We start from the raw sequence: 21,030 nt of genomic DNA, 5'->3' as shown, positions 1-21,030 counted from the left end.
AGGCGGCCGCCGGGGCCGGGGCGACCGCCGCGTCCCGGTCGGCCGGGGCGAGCAGCGCGTCCGAGGTGGCCGGTGTTGCCGGGGCGGTGGGTGACGTCGAGGTGACGGATGACACCGAGGTGACTGGTGGCACAGGAGTGATCGATGACACCGTCGGTACTAGTGATACTGCGGTGACCAGTGACACCGTGGCGACAGTGGTGACGGATGCCACGGAGGTGTCCGCTGACGCCGTAGAGGCCAGGGTGGCCGGAGCGGCCGAGCCCACCGCGGATGCCGGTACGGCCCAGGCGGCCCGTCCGACCGCGACAGCCGATACGGCCACGGCGACCGATACGGCCGGGGACACCGGGACAGCCCCGGCGGCCTCCCCCGCCCGTCCCGTCTCCCTCTCCCCCTCGCGGGCGAGCGACTTCATGCAGTGTCCGTTGCTGTACCGCTTCCGTGTGATCGACAAGCTGCCGGAGAAGCCGAGTGCCGCGGCGACGCGCGGCACGGTGGTGCACGCCGTGCTGGAGCGGCTCTTCGACGCGCCGGCCGCGCAGCGTACGGCGGGCGGTGCGCGGTCGATGGTGCCGGGTGAGTGGGACAGGCTGCTGGCGAAGCGGCCTGAGCTGGCCGAACTGTTCGAGGACGATCCGTCGGGCGAGCGGCTGGCGTCCTGGCTGGCGGACGCCGAGGCGCTGGTGGAGCGCTGGTTCACGCTGGAGGACCCGACCCGTCTGGAGCCCGCGGACCGCGAGCTGTACGTGGAGACGGTGCTGGACTCGGGGCTGCGGCTGCGCGGCTTCATCGACCGGGTGGACGTGGCGCCGACGGGCGAGGTGCGGCTCGTCGACTACAAGACCGGCAAGGCGCCCCGCCCGGAGTACGCGGACGGTCCGCTGTTCCAGATGAAGTTCTACGCACTGGTGATGTGGCGGCTGCGCGGCCGGGTACCGCGTCGGCTGCAGCTGGTGTACCTGGGCAGCGGCGACGTGCTGACGTACGACCCGAGCGAGGCGGACCTGCGGGGCGTGGAGCGCAAGCTGCTGGCGCTGTGGGACGCCATCCAGCGGGCGACGGCGACGGGTGACTGGCGGCCGCGCCGTACGAAGCTGTGCGGGTGGTGCGACCATCAGGCGGTGTGCCCGGAGTTCGGCGGGACTCCCCCGCCGTATCCGCTGCCGGTTCCGGCGCCCGGCCGGGCTCTCCCCGTGGCGGCGTCCGGGGAGGGGCAGGGCAGAATGGACCTGGTCTAACGAAGGAGTTCCTGTGGCAATCCGCGTCCTGCTGGTCGACGACCAGCCGCTGCTGCGTACCGGTTTCCGGATGATCCTGGAGGCCGAGCAGGATCTCGCGGTCGTCGGCGAGGCCGGGGACGGTCTGCAGGCCCTGGAGCAGGTGCGTGCGCTGCAGCCCGACGTGGTGCTGATGGACATCCGGATGCCGCGGATGGACGGGGTCGAGGCGACCCGGCAGATCACCGGTCCGGCGAAGGACGGACCGGCGAAGGTGCTGGTGCTGACCACGTTCGACCTGGACGAGTACGTGGTCGAGGCGCTCCGCGCGGGGGCCAGCGGCTTCCTGCTGAAGGACGCGCCGGCCCAGGAGCTGGTGCAGGCGATCCGGGTGGTGGCGGCGGGCGAGGCGATGCTCGCGCCGAGCATCACGCGCCGGCTGCTGGACAAGTACGCGGGTCATCTGCCGTCCGGTGAGGAGCCGGTGCCGGACACGCTGCACACTCTCACCGAGCGTGAGGTGGAGGTGCTGAAGCTGGTGGCGCGCGGCCTGTCGAACGCGGAGATCGCCGCGGACCTGTTCGTGAGCGAGACGACGGTCAAGACGCATGTCGGGCACGTGCTGACGAAGCTGGGGCTGCGGGACCGGGTGCAGGCGGCGGTGTACGCGTACGAGAGCGGCCTGGTGCGTCCCGGGGCCCAGTGAGCCGGTCGCCCAGTACCGGGGCCCAGTGAGCCGGTCGCCCAGCGCCCGGGTGCCGGGGCCGGCAGCCCGCCGACTGAGCACCCGCCCCGACCGTATCCCACAAAAACGGCCCGGCCCGCCCCGCCCCCCGAGGAGCGGCAGCAGGCCGGGCCGTAGTCGTATGCGCGTATCCGGTACGCATCCGGCGCTTGCCCGGCGCGTGTCCGCCCCGGCTAGCCCTTCTTGATCTCCCAGAAACGGAAGACGGTGGAGGCGTCCAGCGTCCACTGGAGGCCGTCGATGTTCTCGCGGGCGACGGCGTACTGCTTGCCCTGCCACACCGGGATCATCGGCAGCTCCTCGGCGACGATGTCCTGCATCTCGCGGAAGGCGGCCTTGGTCGCCTGCCGGTCGGGCTGGCCCGCGGTGCCGGGCAGCAGCTTCCCGGTGATCCGCTTGGCGTCGTAGTTGTTGCCGAGGACGTTGTCCTTGCCGAAGAACGGCTGGGTGAAGTTGTCGGGGTCCGGGTAGTCGGGCACCCAGCCCTTGACGTACGCGCCGTACTTCCCGGCTTCCCGGTCCTTCTCGAACTCCTCGATGGGCACGGACTTGACCTTGGCGTCGAAGAGGCCGCTGGCGTTGAGCTGCTGGGCTATCTCCTGGAAGGCCGGGACGGTGCCGGGGCCGTAGCGGACGGGCGTGGCCCAGAGGGTCAGCGGCACCTTCTTGTTGGTGTAGCCGGCCTCGCGCAGGGCGGCGACGGCCTTGTCGGTCTGCGGCCGGTCGCCGTAGCTGGCGAAGAAGGCCGTGTTGTGGCCGGTGATGCCCGCGGGGACGATCGAGTACAGCGGTTCGGCGGTGCGCTTGTAGACGTCCCGGACGAGCGTGGAGCGGTCCAGGAGGTACGCGACGGCCTTGCGGACGCCGAGCTTGCCGGCCACCGGGTCGCGCATGTTGAAGACCAGGTGCATGACCTCGGCGCTGTTGCCCTCGACGACCTGGATGCCGTGCTTCTGGCGGTCGGACGCCTGGTCCAGCGAGGCGATGTCCTTCATGGCCAGACCGCGGTAGGCGAGGTCGATGGAGCCGTCCTGCACCGCCTTCTTCAGCCGTTCCTGGCTGTCGAAGAACTTCATGGTCATGCCGGAGTTCTTGACCTTGGCGGGGCCCTTGTAGGAGCCGTTGACGCCGAAGACCGCCTCCGAGGAGCCGTAGTCGTTCAGGGTGTAGACGCCGGAGCCGACGGCCTTGTCGTCGGTGCGCAGCTTGTCCGGCGCGTACTCACGGTGGTCGACGATGGAGCCGGCGCCGGAGGCGATCTTCATGGGGAAGGTCGCGTCGGGGGTCTTGAGGCGGAAGACGACGGTCTTGTCGTCGGGCGCCTCGACCTTGTCGACGGCGGCGAACATCACGGCCGGGCCGCGCTTGTCGTCGATGCGCTTGATCCGGTCGAACGAGAACTTGACGTCCTCGGAGGTCAGGCTGTTGCCGTTGCTGAACTTCAGGCCGTCCTTGAGGGTGCACTTGTAGACGGTGCTGCCGCCCTCCAGGAAGCCACAGGAGTCGGCTGCCTCGGGTTCGGGGGTGGTGCTGCCCTTGGGGAAGCTCAGCAACGACTGGAAGACGTTGTTGAACAGCAACCAGGAGACGGGGTCGTAGCCGGCTGCGGGGTCGGTGGACACGACCTTGTCGGTCATTCCCATCACCACGGGTTCCCCGGACCCGGCGTCGCCGCCGTCACCGGTTCCGCAGCCGCTGAGCAGGGCGGCGACGAGCCCTGCCCCCAGCGGTGCGGCGAGCCACTGGTCGCGTTTCCTCACGTGCGTGTTCCTCACAGTCGTCGTGACAGTCGTCGTGGCGGTGGGGCTTGCAGCTCCGTGCCGGTGGGTGCAGCAGCAGAAGAAGAAGCTGCTGCTGCTGCACCCACCGGTGCCGGGGTGCCGTCATCGGTTGTGGTGGTGCGCGCCGTCCCGGGGATGCGGCAGCCGGCCGGCGCGGGGTGGCGCCGGCCGGGGGTCGTCGTCAGTTGCTGCTCACGCCGCGGGCGAGTTCCCAGATCTGCAGCGCCGAGGACGAGTTCAGGGCCCATTCGGCGCCGGTGATGTCGTCGCGGGCGGCGACGTACTGCTTGCCCTGCCACAGCGGCAGGATGGGCACCTCGTCGGCGATGATGTCCTGCGCCTGCTTGAAGCCCTCGGCGGCGGAGTTGCGGTCGGTCTGCTGCCGGGTGCCGGGGATCAGCTGGGATTCGATCTTGTTGTTGCGGTACGGGGAGTTGAGGAAGTTCCCCTTGCCGATGAACGGCGCGATGTAGTTGTCCGCGTCGGGGAGGTCGGCGAACCAGCCCATGCCGTAGACGGCGTACTTGCCCTCGGACTGTTCCTTGCGGAACTGCTGCCAGCTCTTGATGCCCTTGATCTGGACCTCGAACAGGCCGCTCTTGTTGAGCTGGCTCTGCAGCTCCTGGAACTCCTTGGCGGTGCTGGCGCCGTAGTGGTTCGCGGTGTAGGTGAGGGTGAGCTTCACCGGGGTGTTGATGTGCGCCTGCTGGAGGATCTTGCGGGCGGCGGGCACGCTCGGGTTGCTGTACTTGGTGAAGAACGAGTTGATGTGACCGGTGAGGCCCTTGGGCACCAGGGAGTACAGCGGGTCACCGGTGTAGGAGTACACGTCGCGTACCAGCGCGGAGCGGTTGACCAGCTGGGCCATGGCCTGCCGGACGGCCTTGTCGGAGACCGACGGGTCGTCGGTGTTGAAGGCCAGGTAGCGGATCTCGGAGCCGGGTACCGCCGTCAGGGTGACGTGCTGGTCCCGGGCGTTCTCCAGGCCCTTGATCTGGTCGGGCGTCAGGCTGCGGTTCATCAGGTCGATGTCGCCCTTGCGCAGCGCCTTCTCCATGCCGTCGGAGTCCTCGAAGAACTTCATCTCGACGGCGGAGTTCTTCGCCTCGATTCCGCCCTTGTAGTCGGGGTTCTTGGTGAAGACGGCCTTGCTGACGCGCTCTCCGCTGTGTTCGACCTTGACGGTGTACGGGCCGGAGCCGGATACCTCGAAGCCCTTGTAGAGGCCCTTGGCCGGATACACCTCGCTGTCGACGATGGCCGCGGCCGGGGTGGCGAGCTTCTGCGGGAAAGTGGCGTCCGGCTTCTTGAGGTGGAAGACCACCTCGGTCTCGCTGGGGGTCTCGACCTTGTCGACGTTGTCCACCAGGGAGATGGGGCCGCGGTCGAACTTGATGGTCTGCATCCGGTCGATGGAGAACTTCACGTCCTTGGACGTGAGGGCGTGCCCGTTGGAGAACTTCAGACCGTCCCGGAGTTTGCAGCGGTACTGCTCGTTCTGGGTGTCCCGGAAGCCGCAGGACTCGGCGGCCTCGGGCACCGGGGCGGTGCCCGTGCGCGGCAGCCGCATGAGCGTCTGCATCGTTCCGCGCAGCACGTTCCACGCGTCGACGTCGTACGCCTGCGCGGGGTCGAGCGGGGCGGGCGCGTCCTTGGTGGCCTCCAGCTGGGCGGTGGTCCCGACCTTGATCGGATTGCCGCCTTCGCCAGAGCCGTCCGAACTGCCGCAGCCGGCGAGCACGGGGGCGAGCAGACCGGCCAGGGCCGGCAGCACCAAGGTCTTGCGATTCATCGTCGGCAGGTTCCTTATCAGCGCAGAGGTGTTGCTCGCGATGACATTAGTAGGAACGGCCAGGGCGTCCGGGACACAACAGAGTTGAACGGATATCACGCCCGGATAACGGCCGCCGGATGACCGATATCCGGACGGTGGAACGATTCGTACGGGCCTCCATCAATCCGGACACTTACCCCCAGGGAAACCAGCAGAAAGCACCCATGGAACGACCATGGTCCGCGCTGTCGACGGGCTGGCGCGTGAGAAACGTCACTCCTACATTGAGGCGATCTCCTGAGGATATTCGGCCAGCGCATTCGTCACGGAAAATGAGCGGGCCGCTGCTTACAGTTTCTTCCGTTTTCCGTGCGCACGCTCGGTGTACGGGTCACCGGCCGTCCGTGATGAGCGACCGGAGAAATGGGAGATCCACTTCTTCGAGCGAAGCCACCACGGTGCGGCCCGCGCCGGGGCCGATCGGCGTCACCGACGGCACGGCGACGACCCGGCAGCCGGCCGCCTCCCCGGCGGTCACGCCGGTGACGGTGTCCTCCACCACGGCGCAGCGCCGCGGGTCCACCCCGAGCCGGGCGGCCGCGGTCAGATACGGGTCCGGGTGCGGCTTCGTACGGGGCAGGTCGTCGCCGGCCAGGGTCAGGCGGAAGTTCTCCGGGCCCAGGGAGTGCAGCATCCGGTCGATGATGGTGCGGTGCGAGGCGGAGACCAGGGCGGTGGGCACGCCGTGCGCGGCCAGTTCCGCCAGCAGCCGGCGGGCGCCGGGCATCAGCGGCACCCCGCGGGCGATGCGCTCCGCGAACCGGGCGTTGAGCAGCACCGTCAGGTCGTCCAGGCCGATGTCGGCGCCGGTCGCGCCGATCAGGTAGGCGGCGCTGCGGGTCATCGGCCCGCCGACGACGACCTGGCGGTGGTGGTCGTGGAGTACGTGGCCCAGCTCGGCGAAGACCTCGGCCTCCGCCTCCCACCAGAAGCCCTCGGTGTCGACGAGGGTGCCGTCGAGGTCGAGGAATACGGCCTGGAGGGTGGCGCCGTCGGCCGTACGGGTGCCTACCGCGGGGATGCTGCTGGTCATCCGTGCGCCTCCGTAGTCGCGCGTCCCCGAAGGGACGAAAGGGCCGGCCGCTTCCCCGCGCGGGGGAGGCGACCGGCCATCACCGGACCGACCAGTGTACGGCTGTGCGGGGAGGCGCGCGTGGCCCGCGGGGACTTCCGTGGCCTCCCCGGTCCCGGCGCTATCGCGCGTTGAAGTACTTGGCCTCCGGGTGGTGGATGACGATCGCGTCGGTGGACTGCTCGGGGTGCAGCTGGAACTCCTCGGAGAGCTGGACGCCGATCCGCTCCGGCCGCAGCAGGTCGGCGATCTTGGCGCGGTCCTCCAGGTCGGGGCAGGCCCCGTAGCCCAGCGAGAAGCGGGCGCCGCGGTACTTCAGCGCGAACATGTCCTCGACGTCCGCGGGGTCCTCGCCGGCGAAGCCCAGTTCGGCGCGGACCCGGGCGTGCCAGTACTCGGCGAGCGCCTCGGCGAGCTGGACGGACAGACCGTGCAGCTCCAGGTAGTCGCGGTAGGAGTCGGAGGCGAACAGTTCCGCGGTGGCCTCGCCGATCTTCGAGCCGACGGTGACGACCTGGAGGCCGACCACGTCCCGCTCGCCGGACTCCTCGGGGCGGAAGAAGTCGGCCAGGCACAGCCGCCGGCCGCGGCGCTGGCGCGGGAAGGTGAAGCGGGTGCGCTCGGTGCCGTCCTCGTTGAGCAGGATCAGGTCGTCGCCCTTGGAGTAGCAGGGGAAGTAGCCGTGGACGACGGCGGCCTCCAGCAGGTTTTCGGTCTGGAGCTTGTCCAGCCAGCCGCGCAGCCGGGGCCGTCCCTCGGACTCGACCAGTTCCTCGTACGAGGGGCCGTCTCCCGTACGGGCCTGCTTGAGGCCCCACTGGCCCTTGAACAGGGCGCCCTCGTCCAGCCAGGAGGCGTAGTCGGCGAGCTGGATGCCCTTGACGACGCGGGTGCCCCAGAAGGGCGGGGCGGGGACGGGGTTGTCGGTGGACACGTCGGAGCGGACGGTGCCCTCCTCCTGCTCCGGCTCCTTGATCTCGATGTCGCGCTTGGGGACGCGGCGCTGCTTGAGCTCGGGCAGGGTGGCGCCGGGCACGCCGCGCTTGACGGCGATCAGGGCGTCCATCAGGCGCAGGCCCTCGAAGGCGTCGCGGGCGTAGCGGACCTCGCCCTCGTAGATCTCGTGCAGGTCCTGTTCGACGTAGGCGCGGGTCAGGGCGGCGCCGCCGAGGATGACGGGGAAGTCGGCCGCCATCTTGCGCTGGTTGAGCTCCTCCAGGTTCTCCTTCATGATCACGGTGGATTTGACCAGGAGTCCGGACATGCCGATGACGTCGGCGCGGTGCTCCTCGGCGGCTTCCAGGATGGCCGAAACCGGCTGCTTGATGCCGAGATTGACGACGTTGTAGCCGTTGTTGGACAGGATGATGTCGACGAGGTTCTTGCCGATGTCGTGGACGTCGCCGCGCACGGTCGCCAGGACGATGGTGCCCTTGCCCTCGGAGTCGGACTTCTCCATGTGCGGCTCCAGGTAGGCCACCGCGGTCTTCATGACCTCGGCGGACTGGAGCACGAACGGCAGCTGCATCTGTCCGGAGCCGAACAGTTCGCCGACCACCTTCATGCCTTCGAGCAGGGTGTCGTTGACGATGTCCAGGGCCGGGCGCTCGGCGAGCGCCGCGTCCAGGTCGGTGTCCAGGCCGTTCTTCTCGCCGTCGATGATGCGGCGCCGCAGCCGCTCCTCCAGGGGCAGGGCGAGCAGTTCCTCGGCCTTGCCGGCCTTCAGGGACTTGGCGGTGGCGCCCTCGAACAGCTCCAGGAGCTTCTGGAGCGGGTCGTAGCCCTCGGCGCGCCGGTCGTAGATCAGGTCGAGGGCGACCTGGACCTGCTCCTCCTCCAGGCGCGCGATCGGCAGGATCTTGGAGGCGTGCACGATCGCCGAGTCCAGTCCGGCCTTGACGCACTCGTCGAGGAAGACGGAGTTGAGCACGATGCGGGCGGCCGGGTTGAGGCCGAAGGAGATGTTGGACAGGCCCAGCGTGGTCTGGACGTCCGGGCGGCGCCGCTTCAGCTCGCGGATGGCCTCGATGGTGTTGACGCCGTCCTTGCGGGACTCCTCCTGGCCGGTGCAGATCGTGAAGGTCAGGCAGTCGATGAGCACATCCGACTCGCGGATGCCCCAGTTGGACGTCAGGTCGTCGATGATGCGCTCGGCGATGGCGACCTTGTTCTCGACGGTACGGGCCTGGCCCTCCTCGTCGATGGTCAGCGCCATCAGGGCGGCGCCGTGCTCCCGGGCCAGCGCGGCGACCTTGGCGAACCGCGACTCGGGGCCGTCGCCGTCCTCGTAGTTGACGGAGTTGATGACCGCGCGGCCGCCCAGCTTCTCCAGTCCGGCCCGGATGACCGGGACCTCGGTGGAGTCCAGCACGATGGGCAGGGTGGAGGCGGTGGCGAAGCGCCCGGCCAGTTCGCGCATGTCGGCGACGCCGTCCCGGCCGACGTAGTCCACGCACAGGTCGAGCAGGTGGGCGCCCTCGCGGATCTGGTCGCGGGCCATCTCCACGCAGTCGTCCCAGCGGCCGTCGAGCATGGCCTCGCGGAACTTCTTGGAGCCGTTGGCGTTGGTGCGCTCGCCGATGGCCAGGTACGAGGTGTCCTGGCGGAACGGGACGGTCTGGTAGAGGGAGGCGGCGCCGGGCTCGGGGCGCGGGCTGCGCTCGGTGGGGGCCAGGCCCCGTACCCGCTCGACGACCTGGCGCAGGTGCTCCGGCGTCGTACCGCAGCAGCCGCCGACGAGCGAGAGCCCGTACTCGCCGACGAAGGTCTCCTGGGCGTCGGCCAGCTCGCCGGGGGTCAGCGGGTAGTGGGCGCCGTCCTTGCCGAGGACGGGCAGGCCGGCGTTGGGCATGCAGGACAGCGGTACGCGGGAGTTGCGGGCCAGGTAGCGCAGGTGCTCGCTCATCTCGGCGGGGCCGGTGGCGCAGTTCAGGCCGATCATGTCGATGCCGAGCGGCTCCAGCGCGGTCAGCGCGGCGCCGATCTCCGAGCCGAGCAGCATGGTGCCGGTGGTCTCGACGGTCACCGAGCAGATCACCGGAAGATCGGTGCCGGTGGCCGCGAGGGCGCGGCGGGCGCCGAGGACGGCGGCCTTGGTCTGCAGCAGGTCCTGGGTGGTCTCGACCAGCAGCGCGTCGGCGCCGCCGGCGATCATGCCTTCGGCGTTCTGCTGGTAGGCGTCGCGCAGGGTCAGATAGTCGACGTGGCCGAGGGTGGGCAGCTTGGTGCCGGGGCCCATGGAGCCGAGCACCCAGCGCTGCTGCCCGGTGGAGGCGGTGAACTCGTCGGCGACCTCGCGGGCGATGCGGGCGCCCGATTCGGACAGTTCGAAGACGCGCTCGGGGATGTCGTACTCGGCGAGCGCGGCGAAGTTGGCGCCGAAGGTGTTGGTCTCGACGCAGTCGACGCCGACCGCGAAGTACTCCGCGTGGACCGAACGGACGATGTCCGGACGGGTGACGTTCAGGATCTCGTTGCAGCCCTCCAGCTGCTGGAAGTCCTCCATCGACGGGTCCTGTGCCTGGAGCATCGTGCCCATCGCCCCGTCGGCCACCACTACGCGGGAGGCGAGGGCCTCGCGCAGTGCCGTGGTGCGGGATGTGCTGGTGGACGATGGCGTGTACGAGGCCATGGAGGTGCTCCCCTGGTTGCGACGGCTGTCGGCTTTGCGTCTTCCGGAAGAAGGCGCACCCGGTCAGGGTAGCGGGCGTGGCTGCCGGGGGCCCGGGTGTCCCAGGGCGTGGACGCCGTACGGCCCGGGTCGTACGGACCGCGGACCGGGCCGTACGGGCTGTGGGCCGGGCCGTACGGGCTGTGGGCCGGGCCGTACGGGCTGTGGGCCGGGCCGTACGGGCTGTGGGCCGGGCCGGTACAGGACTTGGTCAAGATCATTGACAGGGTTCGGCCGACTGCCACAGGGTCGGCATTCACCGATATCGTTCAGCATTGCCGAACCGCTCGGTGGGCTGCTCGGTGCCGCCGCACCCTGCACCATGTCACCTGCTCCAACCGCTTCACCCGGAGGTTGCCCGATGGCACGGACCATCCAGTCGCTGGAGCGTGCCGCCGCGATGCTGCGGCTGCTGGCCGGCGGTGAGCGGCGGCTGGGCCTGTCCGACATCGCCTCGTCCCTGGGGCTGGCCAAGGGCACCGCGCACGGCATCCTGCGCACCCTCCAGCAGGAGGGCTTCGTCGAGCAGGACCCGGCGTCCGGCCGCTACCAGCTGGGCGCGGAGCTGCTGCGCCTCGGCAACAGCTACCTGGACGTGCACGAGCTGCGCGCCCGCGCGCTCGTATGGACGGACGACCTGGCGCGGTCCAGCGGCGAGAGCGTGTACCTGGGCGTGCTGCACCAGCAGGGCGTGCTGATCGTGCACCACGTCTTCCGGCCCGACGACAGCCGCCAGGTGCTGGAGGTCGGCGCGATGCACCCGCTGCACAGCACGGCGCTGGGCAAGGTGCTGACGGCGTACGACCCGGTGGCGCACAGCGAGGCGGCGGAGGCCGAGCGGCGGGCGTTCACGCCGCGCACGGTGACCGCGCTGGAGGAGCTGGAGGGTGTGCTGGACCTCACCCGGGCGCGCGGCTGGGCCGCCGACGTGGAGGAGACCTGGGAGGGCGTGGCGTCGGTGGCCGCGCCCATCCACGACCGGCGCCGGATGCCGGTGGGCGCGGTGGGGGTGACCGGTGCGGTGGAGCGGGTCTGCCGGGACGGCGAGCCGGGTGAGCTGCGGCCGGAAATCGTCGCCGCTGTGAGGGATTGCGCACGTGCGGTGTCCCGGGACCTCGGCGCAGGGCGATTCTGACCCCTTCCGTCCCATACGTTCACCTAAGTTTTCAGTCACAGAACCCTTGACGGGGTGCTATGTGTGAAGAAAACTGCCGTTCGTCGGTCGGCATTGTCGAACACCTAACGACAATATTCGTTATGGTGGACGGTGCCGGAGGCCGACCAACGCCCTCTCGGAGGGCGCGGACCACCGGAGGGACCCGGGGTCCGCCTTCCCCTGGACGAAGGACAAAGGAGTCGCGGGTGTCCAGCTCCGACATCTTCATCAGCGAGACCATCGGTACCGCTGTTCTGATCGTGCTGGGCGGTGGCGTCTGCGCCGCCGTCACGCTCAAGCGCTCGAAGGCGTACAACGCGGGCTGGGTGGCCATCGCGTTCGGATGGGGCTTCGCCGTACTGACCGGCGCGTACATCGCGTCGAAGTCCGGTGCCCATCTGAACCCGGCGGTCACCGTGGGCCTGGCCGTCAAGGGCGGCACGCCGTGGGGCGACGTACCGGTGTACTTCGCCGGTCAGCTGCTCGGCGCCATGATCGGCGCGGTACTGGTGTGGCTCGCGTACTACGGCCACTTCAAGGCCCATCTGACCGACCCCGAGATCGTGGGCGAGCAGAGCGGGCAGGAGGGCATGGTCGACAAGGCGGCGGCCCCCAAGGCCGGCCCGGTTCTCGGTGTCTTCTCCACCGGACCCGAGATCCGCAACGCGGCGCAGAACCTGACCACGGAGGTCATCGCCACCATCGTGCTCGTGCTGGCGATCCTCACGCAGGGCCTGAGCGACGACGGCAAGGGCGTCGGCGTCATCGGCGCGCTGCTGACCGCGTTCGTGGTCGTCGGCATCGGTCTGTCGCTCGGCGGCCCGACCGGCTACGCGATCAACCCGGTTCGCGACCTCGGTCCGCGTATCGTCCACTCGCTGCTTCCGCTGCCGAACAAGGGCGGGTCGGACTGGGGCTACGCGTGGATCCCGGTCGCCGGTCCGCTGATCGGCGGCGCGATCGCCGGTGGTATCTACAACATCGCGTTCGCCTGAGCCGCGCCGCCCGACCGAAGATTTTTGGAGCACACACACCATGAGCGACACCCACAGCACCGCCTCGCACGGCCACGGCCCCTTCATCGCGGCCATCGACCAGGGCACCACCTCCAGCCGCTGCATCGTGTTCGACAAGGACGGCCGCATCGTCTCGGTCGACCAGAAGGAGCACGAACAGATCTTCCCCAAGCCGGGGTGGGTCGAGCACGACGCCAAGGAGATCTGGGAGAACGTCCAGCAGGTCGTGGCCGGTGCCGTCGAGAAGGCCGGCATCACCGCCAAGGACGTCAAGGCGATCGGCATCACCAATCAGCGCGAGACCACGCTGATGTGGGACAAGCACACCGGTGAGCCGGTCCACAACGCCATCGTCTGGCAGGACACCCGCACCGACGCGCTCTGCCGCGAGCTGGGCCGCAACGTCGGCAAGGACCGCTTCCGCCGCGAGACGGGCCTGCCGCTGGCCTCCTACTTCGCCGCTCCGAAGATCCGCTGGCTGCTGGACAACGTCGAGGGGCTGCGCGAGCGCGCCGAGGCCGGCGACATCCTCTTCGGCACCATGGACTCCTGGGTCATCTGGAACCTGACCGGCGGCGCCAAGGGCGGCGTGCACGTCACCGACGTCACCAACGCCTCGCGCACCCTGCTGATGAACCTGCGCGCGCTGGAGTGGGACGAGAAGATCCTGCACTCCATCGACATCCCGGCGACGGTGCTGCCCGAGATCCGCTCGTCGGCCGAGGTGTACGGCACCGCCGTCGCGGGCGCGCTGGCCGGCGTGCCGGTCGCCTCGGCACTGGGCGACCAGCAGGCCGCGCTCTTCGGCCAGACCTGCTACGAGAAGGGCGAGGCCAAGTCCACGTACGGCACCGGCACCTTCATGCTGATGAACACCGGTGACGAGCCCGTCAACTCCTACAACGGGCTGCTGACCACGGTCGGCTACCGGATCGGCGACCAGGCCCCGGTCTACGCCCTGGAGGGCTCGATCGCCGTCACCGGTTCGCTGGTGCAGTGGATGCGCGACCAGATGGGCCTGATCAACTCGGCCGCGGAGATCGAGACGCTGGCGTCCACCGTCGAGGACAACGGCGGCGCGTACTTCGTCCCGGCCTTCTCCGGCCTGTTCGCCCCCTACTGGCGCTCGGACGCGCGCGGTGTCATCGCGGGCCTGACCCGCTACGTCACCAAGGCGCACATCGCCCGCGCCGTACTTGAGGCCACCGCCTGGCAGACCCGCGAGATCACCGACGCCATGACCAAGGACTCCGGCGTCGACCTGACCTCGCTGAAGGTCGACGGCGGCATGACCTCCAACAACCTGCTGATGCAGACCATCTCGAACTTCCTGGACGCCCCCGTGGTGCGCCCGATGGTGGCCGAGACGACCTGCCTCGGCGCCGCCTACGCCGCCGGTCTGGCCGTCGGCTTCTGGCCGGACACCGACGCGCTGCGCGCCAACTGGCGCCGGGCCGCCGAGTGGACCCCCCGCATGGACGCGGAGACCCGCGACCGCGAGTACAAGAACTGGCTCAAGGCCGTCGAGCGGACCATGGGCTGGATCGAGGACGAGGAGTAATCATGAGCACCCTGCAGAGCGTCCCGGCCCTCGGGACGCACCCGGCCGACGGTTCGACCCAGAGCCGCGCCGAGACTCGGGAGCAGCTTTCCAAGGCGACGTACGACCTCCTGGTGATCGGCGGCGGCATCCTGGGCATCTCCACCGCCTGGCACGCCGCGCAGTCGGGGCTGCGGGTTGCGCTGGTGGACGCCGGCGACTTCGCCGGCGCCACCTCCTCCGCCTCCTCCAAGCTGCTGCACGGCGGTCTGCGCTACCTGCAGACCGGCGCGGTCAAGCTGGTGGCGGAGAACCACTTCGAGCGCCGCGCGGTGTCGCGCGAGGTGGCCCCCCACCTCGCCAACCCGCTCACCTTCTACCTGCCGGTCTACAAGGGCGGCCCGCACGGCGCGGCCAAGCTGGGCGCGGGCGTCTTCGCCTACTCGGCGCTGTCCGCCTTCGGTGACGGCGTCGGTCACGTCATCAGCCCGTCCAAGGCGCAGCGGGACGTGCCGGAGCTGCGTACGGAGAACCTGAAGGCCGTGGCCGTGTACGGCGACGACCAGATGAACGACGCCCGGATGGCGCTGATGACGGTCCGCGCGGCCGTCGAGGCCGGCGCCACCGTGCTCAACCACGCCGAGGTCACCGGCCTGCGCTTCACGCAGGGCCGGGTCACCGGTGCCGAGCTGAAGGACGGCACCGACGGCAGCGAGTTCGGTGTCAACGCGCGCCTGGTCCTGAACGCGACCGGCCCGTGGGTCGACCACCTGCGCAAGATGGAGAACCCGAACGCGGCGCCCTCCATCCGCCTGTCCAAGGGCGCGCACCTGGTCCTCAAGCGCACCTCCCCCTGGAAGGCCGCGCTGGCCACCCCGATCGACAAGTACCGCATCACCTTCGCCCTCCCCTGGGAGGACATGCTGCTGCTCGGTACGACCGACGAGGAGTTCGAGGGCGACCCGGCGGACGTCCGCGTCACCGAGAAGGACACCGCGCAGATCCTGGACGAGGCGGCGTTCTCCGTCCGCGACCAGCAGCTCTCGCGTGACCTGATCACGTACTCCTTCGCGGGCCTGCGGGTGCTGCCGGGCGGCCCCGGCGACACCTCCAAGGCCAAGCGCGAGACCGTCGTCACCGAGGGCGCGGGCGGCATGCTCTCGGTCGCGGGCGGCAAGTGGACGACGTTCCGCCACATCGGCCGTACGGTCATGAACAAGCTGGCGGCGCTGCCCGGCCAGCCGCTGGCCGAGGACATGGAGCCGATCTCGCACCTGCCGAAGAAGCTCCCGCTGCCGGGCATCGCCAACCCCAACGCGGTCGCCCACCGCCTGCTGGTCGACGGCTCGGCCCCCGGCCCGCGCATGGCGCCGGAGACCGCCCGCCACCTGGCCACCCACTACGGCTCGCTGTCCTTCGACATCGCGCGCCTGGCCAACGAGGACCCGGCCCTGGCCGAGCGCATCCACCCGGACGCCCCGGAGATCTGGGCCCAGGTCGTCTACGCCCGTGACCACGAGTGGGCGGAGACGGTCGACGACGTGCTGCGCCGCCGCACCACGCTGACCATCCGCGGTCTGGACACGGAGGACGTCCGTACCCGGGCCAAGGCGATACTGGAGCAGCGCGGCTGACGCCGCGTCATCCACCACCGTCGTGAGGGCGGCTCCCGGTCCGGGGGCCGCCCTCCGGCGTGTCCGGGGCCCGCTGCCGCCGCGGGCGGTGCGGGGCCTAGCATCGCCGGACAGGGGCCCGGCCGGTCCTCTCGGTCTCCCCCGTGTTTCTCCAGAACCGTCACCGACCTCGGAGATCCCCATGACCATGCTGACCACCTGGCCGGAGAGCGGCCCGCGGACCGTGCTGCGCCGCACGTCCGAGCCCGCGAAGATCGCCGCGGCGCTGGCACCGATCGGGGTGCGGTACGAGCAGTGGCCGGTGCGCGCGGACGTGGCGCCGGACGCGGAGCCCGCGGCCGTCCTCGCGGCGTACCGGGCGGAGATCGACACGCTGACCGCCGAGGAGGGCTTCGTGACGGTGGACGTGGCGGCGCTGCACCCCGTCGACGATCCGGCGTGGCCGGCGAAGGCGCGCGCCGCGCGGGAGAAGTTCCTCGCCGAGCACGTCCACGAGGACGACGACGAGGTGCGGTTCTTCGTCGCCGGTTCCGGGGTGTTCTATCTGCACGCGGGCGGCGAGGTGCACGCCGTGCTGTGCGAGAAGGGCGACCTGCTCGGGGTGCCGCGGGGCGCCACGCACTGGTTCGACATGGGCACCCGGCCGTCGTTCACGGCCCTGCGCTTCTTCCACGAGGAGGACGGCTGGGTCGCCACGTTCACGGGGGACGACATCGCGCTGCGGTTCCCGGACTTCGACACGCTCGTGGCCGGCCGGGCGGAACGGGGCGCGGCGTGAGCTTCACCTTCGACGTGGACCACGTGGTGCTCGACATCGAGGGCACCACGAGCGCGACGGCGTTCGTCGTGGACGAGCTGTATCCGTACGCGCGTGAGCGGTTCGGGCGGCTGCTGACCGAACGGGCCGCGGACCCGGCGGTCCGGCGGGCCGTCGAGCAGGTACGGGACGTACTGGGCGAACCGGCCGCCGACGCGGGGCGGATCGAGCGGGTGCTCGGCGCGTGGCTGGACGAGGACCGCAAGACCACGCCCCTGAAGACGCTGCAGGGGATCGTGTGGGCCGAGGGCTTCGGGAGCGGGGAGCTGGTCTCGCACTTCTACCCGGACGTGGTGCCCCGGCTGCGCGATTGGCACGCGGCGGGCGCGCGGCTGCACGTGTACTCGTCGGGTTCGGTGGCCGCGCAGCGGGCGTGGTTCGGGCACAGCGCGGAGGGGGACCTGCGGCCCCTGGCCGAGGAGTTCTACGACACGGAGAACGCCGGGCCCAAGCTGGTGGCCGCCTCGTACGGCACGATCGCCAGGGATCTCGGGGCCGCGCCGGAGCGGGTGCTGTTCCTGTCCGACCGGCCCGGGGAGCTGGACGCGGCCCGGGCGGCAGGCTGGCGCACGGCCGCGGTGCGGCGGCCCGGGGAGCCGTACTACGAGAGCGGGGTGAGCGGCCACGCCGAGGTGGCCTCCTTCGCGGAGCTGGAGATCCGTACCGGCGGCGGGACGGAGGCCGGGGCCGGGCCCGGCGCCGAGGAGGTGCGGCGGGCCGGGGCCCTGCTGGCCGCCGAGGCCGCGCGGTTCGCCTCGTTCGGGTGGATGCGCGGGACGTCCGGCAACCTGTCGGTGGTGCTGGCGCGTGATCCGCTGCGGCTGGCGGTGACCGCGAGCGGGCGGGACAAGGGCGAGCTGGCCGCGGACGATGTGGTGCTGGTCGACGACCGGGGCGCCGCCGTCGCGGGCACGGCGGGCGCAGCGGCCGGGGCCGGGCGGCCGTCGGCGGAGGCCGGGCTCCACGCGCGGGTGGTGCGGTCGACCGGGGCGGGCGCGGTCGTGCATGTCCACACGGTCGCGGCCGTGGCGATGGGGCGGCGCCGGCCCGGCGGGGTCGTCTTCCGGGACCTGGAGATGCTCAAGGGGCTCGGACTGCCCGCGGAGGGGACGGCGGCGCGGCTGCCGGTCATCGGCAACAGCCAGGACATGGACGTGCTCGGGGACCGGCTGGAGGCGGCGAGGGAACCGGGGATGCCCGCCGTGGTCGTGGCGGGGCACGGACTGTACGTGTGGGGCGCGGACCTGATCCAGGCCCGGCACCACGCCGAAGTCGTGCAGTGGCTCCTGGAGTTGGAGATGGCGTCGGGCCTCGGCTGAGCGGCGGCCGGACCCGGGGGCGGGTGGTCTCGTCCAGTGGTCCGGCCGCGGTCCCCGTCGGCCGGGCGCCTGCGCGGGACCACGTTGCGGGCGGATGCGGCCGGGCCCGTAGGTTGGGGGGCGACCGCTGTCCCGTCCGCGTTGTCCCGTCTTGCGGACCACCCGTCCCAGCCCCTGGAGCCGACTCGTGACCCCAGACCTGTCCCCCCTCGCCCGCCTGCCCCGCGGCGGGCTCCCGGCGCAGGCCGTCGTCGTCGGCGACCCGGCCCGCGCGGCCGCCGTCGCCGAGCTGCTCGACGGCGCCGCGGAGATCGCGTACCACCGTGAGTACCGGACGTTCACCGGCAGCTGGAAGGGCCTGCCGGTGGTCGTCGCCTCGCACGGTGTGGGCGGGCCCGGCGCGGTGCTGCTGTTCCAGGAGCTGGCCGACGCGGGCGTACGGACCTTCGTGCGCCTCGGTACGGCGGGGGCGATCCGCCCGGGGATCGGCGACGGCGACCTGGTGATCGCCGAGGCGGCGGTGCGGGACGACGGGGTGACGCAGCAGCTGGTGCCGCCGGAGTATCCGGCCGTGGCCGCGCCGGAGGCGGTGCTGGCGCTGCGGCGGGCGGCGGAGGCGGCCGGGGCGGTGTACCACCGCGGGGTGGTGTGGACCCGGGCGGCGTTCCAGCCGGGTCTGCTGCCGCTGCCGGTGGCGGCGTACACGGCGGCCGGCGTGGCCGCGATCGAGATGGAGGTGTCCGCGCTGCTGGTGACGGCGGGCCTGCGCGGGCTGGTCGCCGGCGCGGTGCTGGTGATCGACGGGGTGAACGCGGACGAACTGGTCGACGAGACGGCCACCGGCGGCTACGACCCGCACCGGGACGCCGTCGCGGAGGGCGTGGCGCGGGGCTCCGTCGTCGCGCTGGAGGCCCTGCGGACGCTGGCGGAGGAGGAGGCCCGGTGAGCGCGGTACGCAACACGGAGGCGGCGGGCAGCGGCCCGGCGACGGCCGATCTGCTGGTGCACGGCGGGACGGTGCTCACCGTCGACGCGGCGGGCACGGTGCTGTCCGACGGCGCGGTGGCCGTACGGGACGGGGAGATCATCGCGGTGGGCCCGGCCGCCGGGCTGCGCGCGGCGCACCACGCGGCCGAGGAGATCGACGCGGCCGGGTGCCTGGTCCTGCCGGGGCTCGTCAACACCCACACCCACCTGGCGATGACGCTGCTGCGCGGCCACGCCGACGACCTGGACCTCCAGGGCTTCCTGGGGCGGGTGGTCCCCCGGGAGAACGAGCTGCTGTCGCCCGAGTCGGTGACCGCGGGCCTGCGGCTGGCCGTCGCGGAGAGCGTACGGGGCGGGGTGACCACCGCCCTGGACATGTACTGGTTCCACGAGGCGGCCGAGCGGGCGGCGCGGGACGCGGGCTGGCGGCTGCTGTCCGGCCCGACGTTCATGGACGTACCGGGGCCGCCCGACCGGATGCCGTACGGGGACCGGATGGAGTGGGCGCGCCGCCACCTCGACGCCCGCCGCCCCGCCCCCGGCACCCGCCCGGTGGTCTTCGCGCACAGCACCTACACCCTGGATGCCGGGCAGCTGACGGAGATCGCGGCGCTGGCCAAGGAGTACGGCGCGCTGCTGCACCTGCACGCCGCGGAGAACGCCGCCGAAGTGGCGACGGTGCGCGAGCAGTACGGCAAGCGGCCCGTCGAACTGCTGGAGTCGCTGGGGCTGCTGGGCCCGGACACCCTGCTCGCGCACGCGGTCGAACTGTCCGACACCGAGATCGCCGCGCTGGCCAGGACCGGTACCGGCGTCGCGCACTGCCCGGTATCCAACCTCAAGCTGGGCTGCGGCATCGCCCGTGTCCCGGAGCTGCTGCGGCAGGGCGTGCGGGTCGGGCTGGGCACGGACGGCGCGGTCAGCTCCAACTCCCTGGACATGATCGGGGCGCTGGGGATGGCCGCGCTGGTCCACAAGGCGGGCGGCGATCCCACGGCGGTCGGTGCCGAGCAGGCCGTACGGCTGGCGACGATCGAGGGCGCGCGGGCCCTGGGCCTGGGCGGGCAGCTCGGCTCGCTGGAGGTGGGCAAGCGCGCGGACCTGGCGGTGCTCGACCTCGGCGGTGCGCATCTGGCGCCCCGGCACGATCCGTGGTCGACGCTGGCGTACTCGGCGCGGGCCGGTGACGTGCGGGACACGGTCGTCGACGGCCGGGTGCTGATGCGCGACCGGCGGCTGACGACGCTGGACGAGGCGGCCGTGACCGGTGCCGTGGAGACGCTCGTCCGGACCGCCTGAGACGGCGGCGCGCTCCCGGGCAGCGGTAGGCATCTGCCGTACGCGGCCCGGGAGTTCGATCGGCGCGGGCGTGGGCGTGCGACCCGCTGGAGGCTCCCGGGGCCGGGCTTCCACGGCCATAATGACGCAGACATCGGATGTCTGCCGGCATCCGGCATCCGGCATCCGGCATCCGGCATCCGGCATCCGGCATCCGGCATCCGGTCGGCGAACGCGAGCGGGGAGGCTGTGGACATGGCGGTCACGGACGAGGCCATAGAGAAGATCAAGGCGATGATCGTCTCCGGTGCGCTCCGGCCGGGCGACCGGCTGCCCAAGGAGAGCGAACTCGCCGCGGACCTGGGCCTGTCCCGCAACTCGCTGCGCGAGGCGGTGCGGGCCCTGTCGCTGATCCGCATCCTGGACGTACGGCAGGGCGACGGAACCTACGTCACCAGCCTCGATCCGCAGCTCCTCCTCGAAGCGCTGAGCTTCGTGGTGGACTTCCACCGCGACGACACGGTCCTGGAGTTCCTGGCCGTACGGCGGATGCTGGAACCGGCCGCCACCGCGACCGCTTCCGGCCGCATCACCCCGGCCGAACTGGACGAGCTGGGACGGCAGCTGGACGCCCTCGGGCCGCATCCGCCGGTGGAGGACCTGGTCGCCTGCGACCTGGAGTTCCACCGGCGGATCGTGGCCGCCGCGGGCAACTCGGTGCTCAGTTCCCTGCTCGACGGCCTGTCGGGCCCGACGACCCGGGCGCGCATCTGGCGGGGGCTGACGCAGAAGGACGCGGTGAGCCGCACCCTCACCGAGCACCGGGCGATCCTCGGCGCCCTCCGCGACCGCGACGCGGAGGCGGCGCGGGCCTGGGCGACGGTGCACATCGCGAGCGTGGAGCAGTGGCTGCGCTCGACGCTGTGAGGCAGGACGGCCCCCGGAGCCGCCCTGCCCCCTT

At 71.3% G+C, this 21,030-nt stretch carries 15 protein-coding genes; 11 read left to right on the top strand and 4 right to left on the bottom strand.

The genetic code is table 11. The features are described from left to right. The first annotated feature begins 245 nt into the window (after positions 1–245). The gene (locus tag ACFV57_RS35555) at positions 246–1,241 is read left to right on the top strand and encodes a RecB family exonuclease (RefSeq protein WP_385240983.1); all 996 of its coding nucleotides are present in this window, start codon (positions 246–248) and stop codon (positions 1,239–1,241) included. A gap of 13 nt (positions 1,242–1,254) precedes the next feature. Then, complete coding sequence (locus ACFV57_RS35550) at positions 1,255–1,926, top strand: response regulator transcription factor (protein WP_003981597.1); 672 nt, start codon at positions 1,255–1,257, stop codon at positions 1,924–1,926. Between the two features lie 212 nt (positions 1,927–2,138). Here ACFV57_RS35550 and ACFV57_RS35545 read toward each other — a convergent pair whose 3' ends face one another. The 4 genes from ACFV57_RS35545 to metH form a co-directional block, all read right to left on the bottom strand. Continuing rightward, on the bottom strand, positions 2,139–3,725 hold the full coding sequence (locus tag ACFV57_RS35545) for an ABC transporter substrate-binding protein (RefSeq protein WP_385240920.1): 1,587 nt from the start codon (positions 3,723–3,725) through the stop codon (positions 2,139–2,141). Between the two features lie 202 nt (positions 3,726–3,927). Further along, on the bottom strand, positions 3,928–5,538 hold the full coding sequence (locus tag ACFV57_RS35540; RefSeq protein WP_385240918.1) for an ABC transporter substrate-binding protein: 1,611 nt from the start codon (positions 5,536–5,538) through the stop codon (positions 3,928–3,930). 373 nt (positions 5,539–5,911) lie between these two features. Next, positions 5,912–6,613: an HAD family hydrolase gene (locus ACFV57_RS35535; RefSeq protein WP_385240915.1), complete on the bottom strand. Its 702-nt coding sequence runs from the start codon at positions 6,611–6,613 to the stop codon at positions 5,912–5,914. A gap of 160 nt (positions 6,614–6,773) precedes the next feature. Continuing rightward, a complete protein-coding gene (metH, locus tag ACFV57_RS35530; protein WP_385240912.1) occupies positions 6,774–10,283 on the bottom strand; it encodes a methionine synthase in 3,510 nt (1,169 codons plus the stop codon). A 400-nt stretch (positions 10,284–10,683) separates the two neighbouring features. Between metH and ACFV57_RS35525 the strand changes: the two genes are divergently transcribed. The 9 genes from ACFV57_RS35525 (at position 10,684) to ACFV57_RS35485 (ending at position 20,996) form a co-directional block, all read left to right on the top strand. After that, positions 10,684–11,457, top strand: coding sequence for an IclR family transcriptional regulator (locus tag ACFV57_RS35525; RefSeq protein WP_385240910.1), 774 nt, complete (start codon positions 10,684–10,686; stop codon positions 11,455–11,457). A 227-nt stretch (positions 11,458–11,684) separates the two neighbouring features. Beyond that, on the top strand, positions 11,685–12,473 hold the full coding sequence (locus ACFV57_RS35520; protein ID WP_385240907.1) for an MIP/aquaporin family protein: 789 nt from the start codon (positions 11,685–11,687) through the stop codon (positions 12,471–12,473). A gap of 40 nt (positions 12,474–12,513) precedes the next feature. Beyond that, a complete protein-coding gene (gene glpK / locus ACFV57_RS35515; protein ID WP_385240904.1) occupies positions 12,514–14,055 on the top strand; it encodes a glycerol kinase GlpK in 1,542 nt (513 codons plus the stop codon). A gap of 2 nt (positions 14,056–14,057) precedes the next feature. Continuing rightward, on the top strand, positions 14,058–15,668 hold the full coding sequence (locus ACFV57_RS35510) for an FAD-dependent oxidoreductase (protein WP_385240901.1): 1,611 nt from the start codon (positions 14,058–14,060) through the stop codon (positions 15,666–15,668). A gap of 181 nt (positions 15,669–15,849) precedes the next feature. Further along, a complete protein-coding gene (locus tag ACFV57_RS35505) occupies positions 15,850–16,446 on the top strand; it encodes an acireductone dioxygenase (protein ID WP_385240898.1) in 597 nt (198 codons plus the stop codon). Continuing rightward, the gene (mtnC, locus tag ACFV57_RS35500; RefSeq protein ID WP_385240895.1) at positions 16,443–17,804 is read left to right on the top strand and encodes an acireductone synthase; all 1,362 of its coding nucleotides are present in this window, start codon (positions 16,443–16,445) and stop codon (positions 17,802–17,804) included. Before ACFV57_RS35505 ends, mtnC begins: the two co-directional genes overlap by 4 nt. Before the next feature lie 187 nt (positions 17,805–17,991). Next, a complete protein-coding gene (locus ACFV57_RS35495) occupies positions 17,992–18,750 on the top strand; it encodes a purine-nucleoside phosphorylase (protein WP_385240892.1) in 759 nt (252 codons plus the stop codon). Continuing rightward, positions 18,747–20,090 carry an amidohydrolase gene (locus tag ACFV57_RS35490; RefSeq protein WP_385240889.1) on the top strand — a complete coding sequence of 448 codons (1,344 nt, stop codon included), beginning with the start codon at positions 18,747–18,749 and terminating at the stop codon, positions 20,088–20,090. Before ACFV57_RS35495 ends, ACFV57_RS35490 begins: the two co-directional genes overlap by 4 nt. A gap of 234 nt (positions 20,091–20,324) precedes the next feature. Next, a complete protein-coding gene (locus ACFV57_RS35485; RefSeq protein ID WP_385240887.1) occupies positions 20,325–20,996 on the top strand; it encodes a FadR/GntR family transcriptional regulator in 672 nt (223 codons plus the stop codon). The last annotated feature ends 34 nt before the right edge of the window (positions 20,997–21,030 follow it).

Source organism: Streptomyces sp. NPDC059788, assembly GCF_042732265.1.
In the GTDB taxonomy this organism is placed as follows: domain Bacteria; phylum Actinomycetota; class Actinomycetes; order Streptomycetales; family Streptomycetaceae; genus Streptomyces.
The sequence above is the reverse complement of the archived record's forward strand: the minus strand, read 5'-3'. Positions and strand labels throughout refer to the sequence as shown.

Excerpts from the sequence above, each read along its gene's own strand:
- ACFV57_RS35525 (WP_385240910.1), top strand. The coding sequence starts at position 10,684 with ATGGCACGGACCATCCAGTCGCTGGAGCGTGCCGCCGCGATGCTGCGG.
- ACFV57_RS35505 (WP_385240898.1), top strand. The coding sequence starts at position 15,850 with ATGACCATGCTGACCACCTGGCCGGAGAGCGGCCCGCGGACCGTGCTG.
- ACFV57_RS35485 (WP_385240887.1), top strand. The coding sequence starts at position 20,325 with ATGGCGGTCACGGACGAGGCCATAGAGAAGATCAAGGCGATGATCGTC.
- ACFV57_RS35535 (WP_385240915.1), bottom strand. The coding sequence starts at position 6,613 with ATGACCAGCAGCATCCCCGCGGTAGGCACCCGTACGGCCGACGGCGCC.
- glpK (WP_385240904.1), top strand. The coding sequence starts at position 12,514 with ATGAGCGACACCCACAGCACCGCCTCGCACGGCCACGGCCCCTTCATC.
- ACFV57_RS35510 (WP_385240901.1), top strand. The coding sequence starts at position 14,058 with ATGAGCACCCTGCAGAGCGTCCCGGCCCTCGGGACGCACCCGGCCGAC.
- metH (WP_385240912.1), bottom strand. The coding sequence starts at position 10,283 with ATGGCCTCGTACACGCCATCGTCCACCAGCACATCCCGCACCACGGCA.
- ACFV57_RS35540 (WP_385240918.1), bottom strand. The coding sequence starts at position 5,538 with ATGAATCGCAAGACCTTGGTGCTGCCGGCCCTGGCCGGTCTGCTCGCC.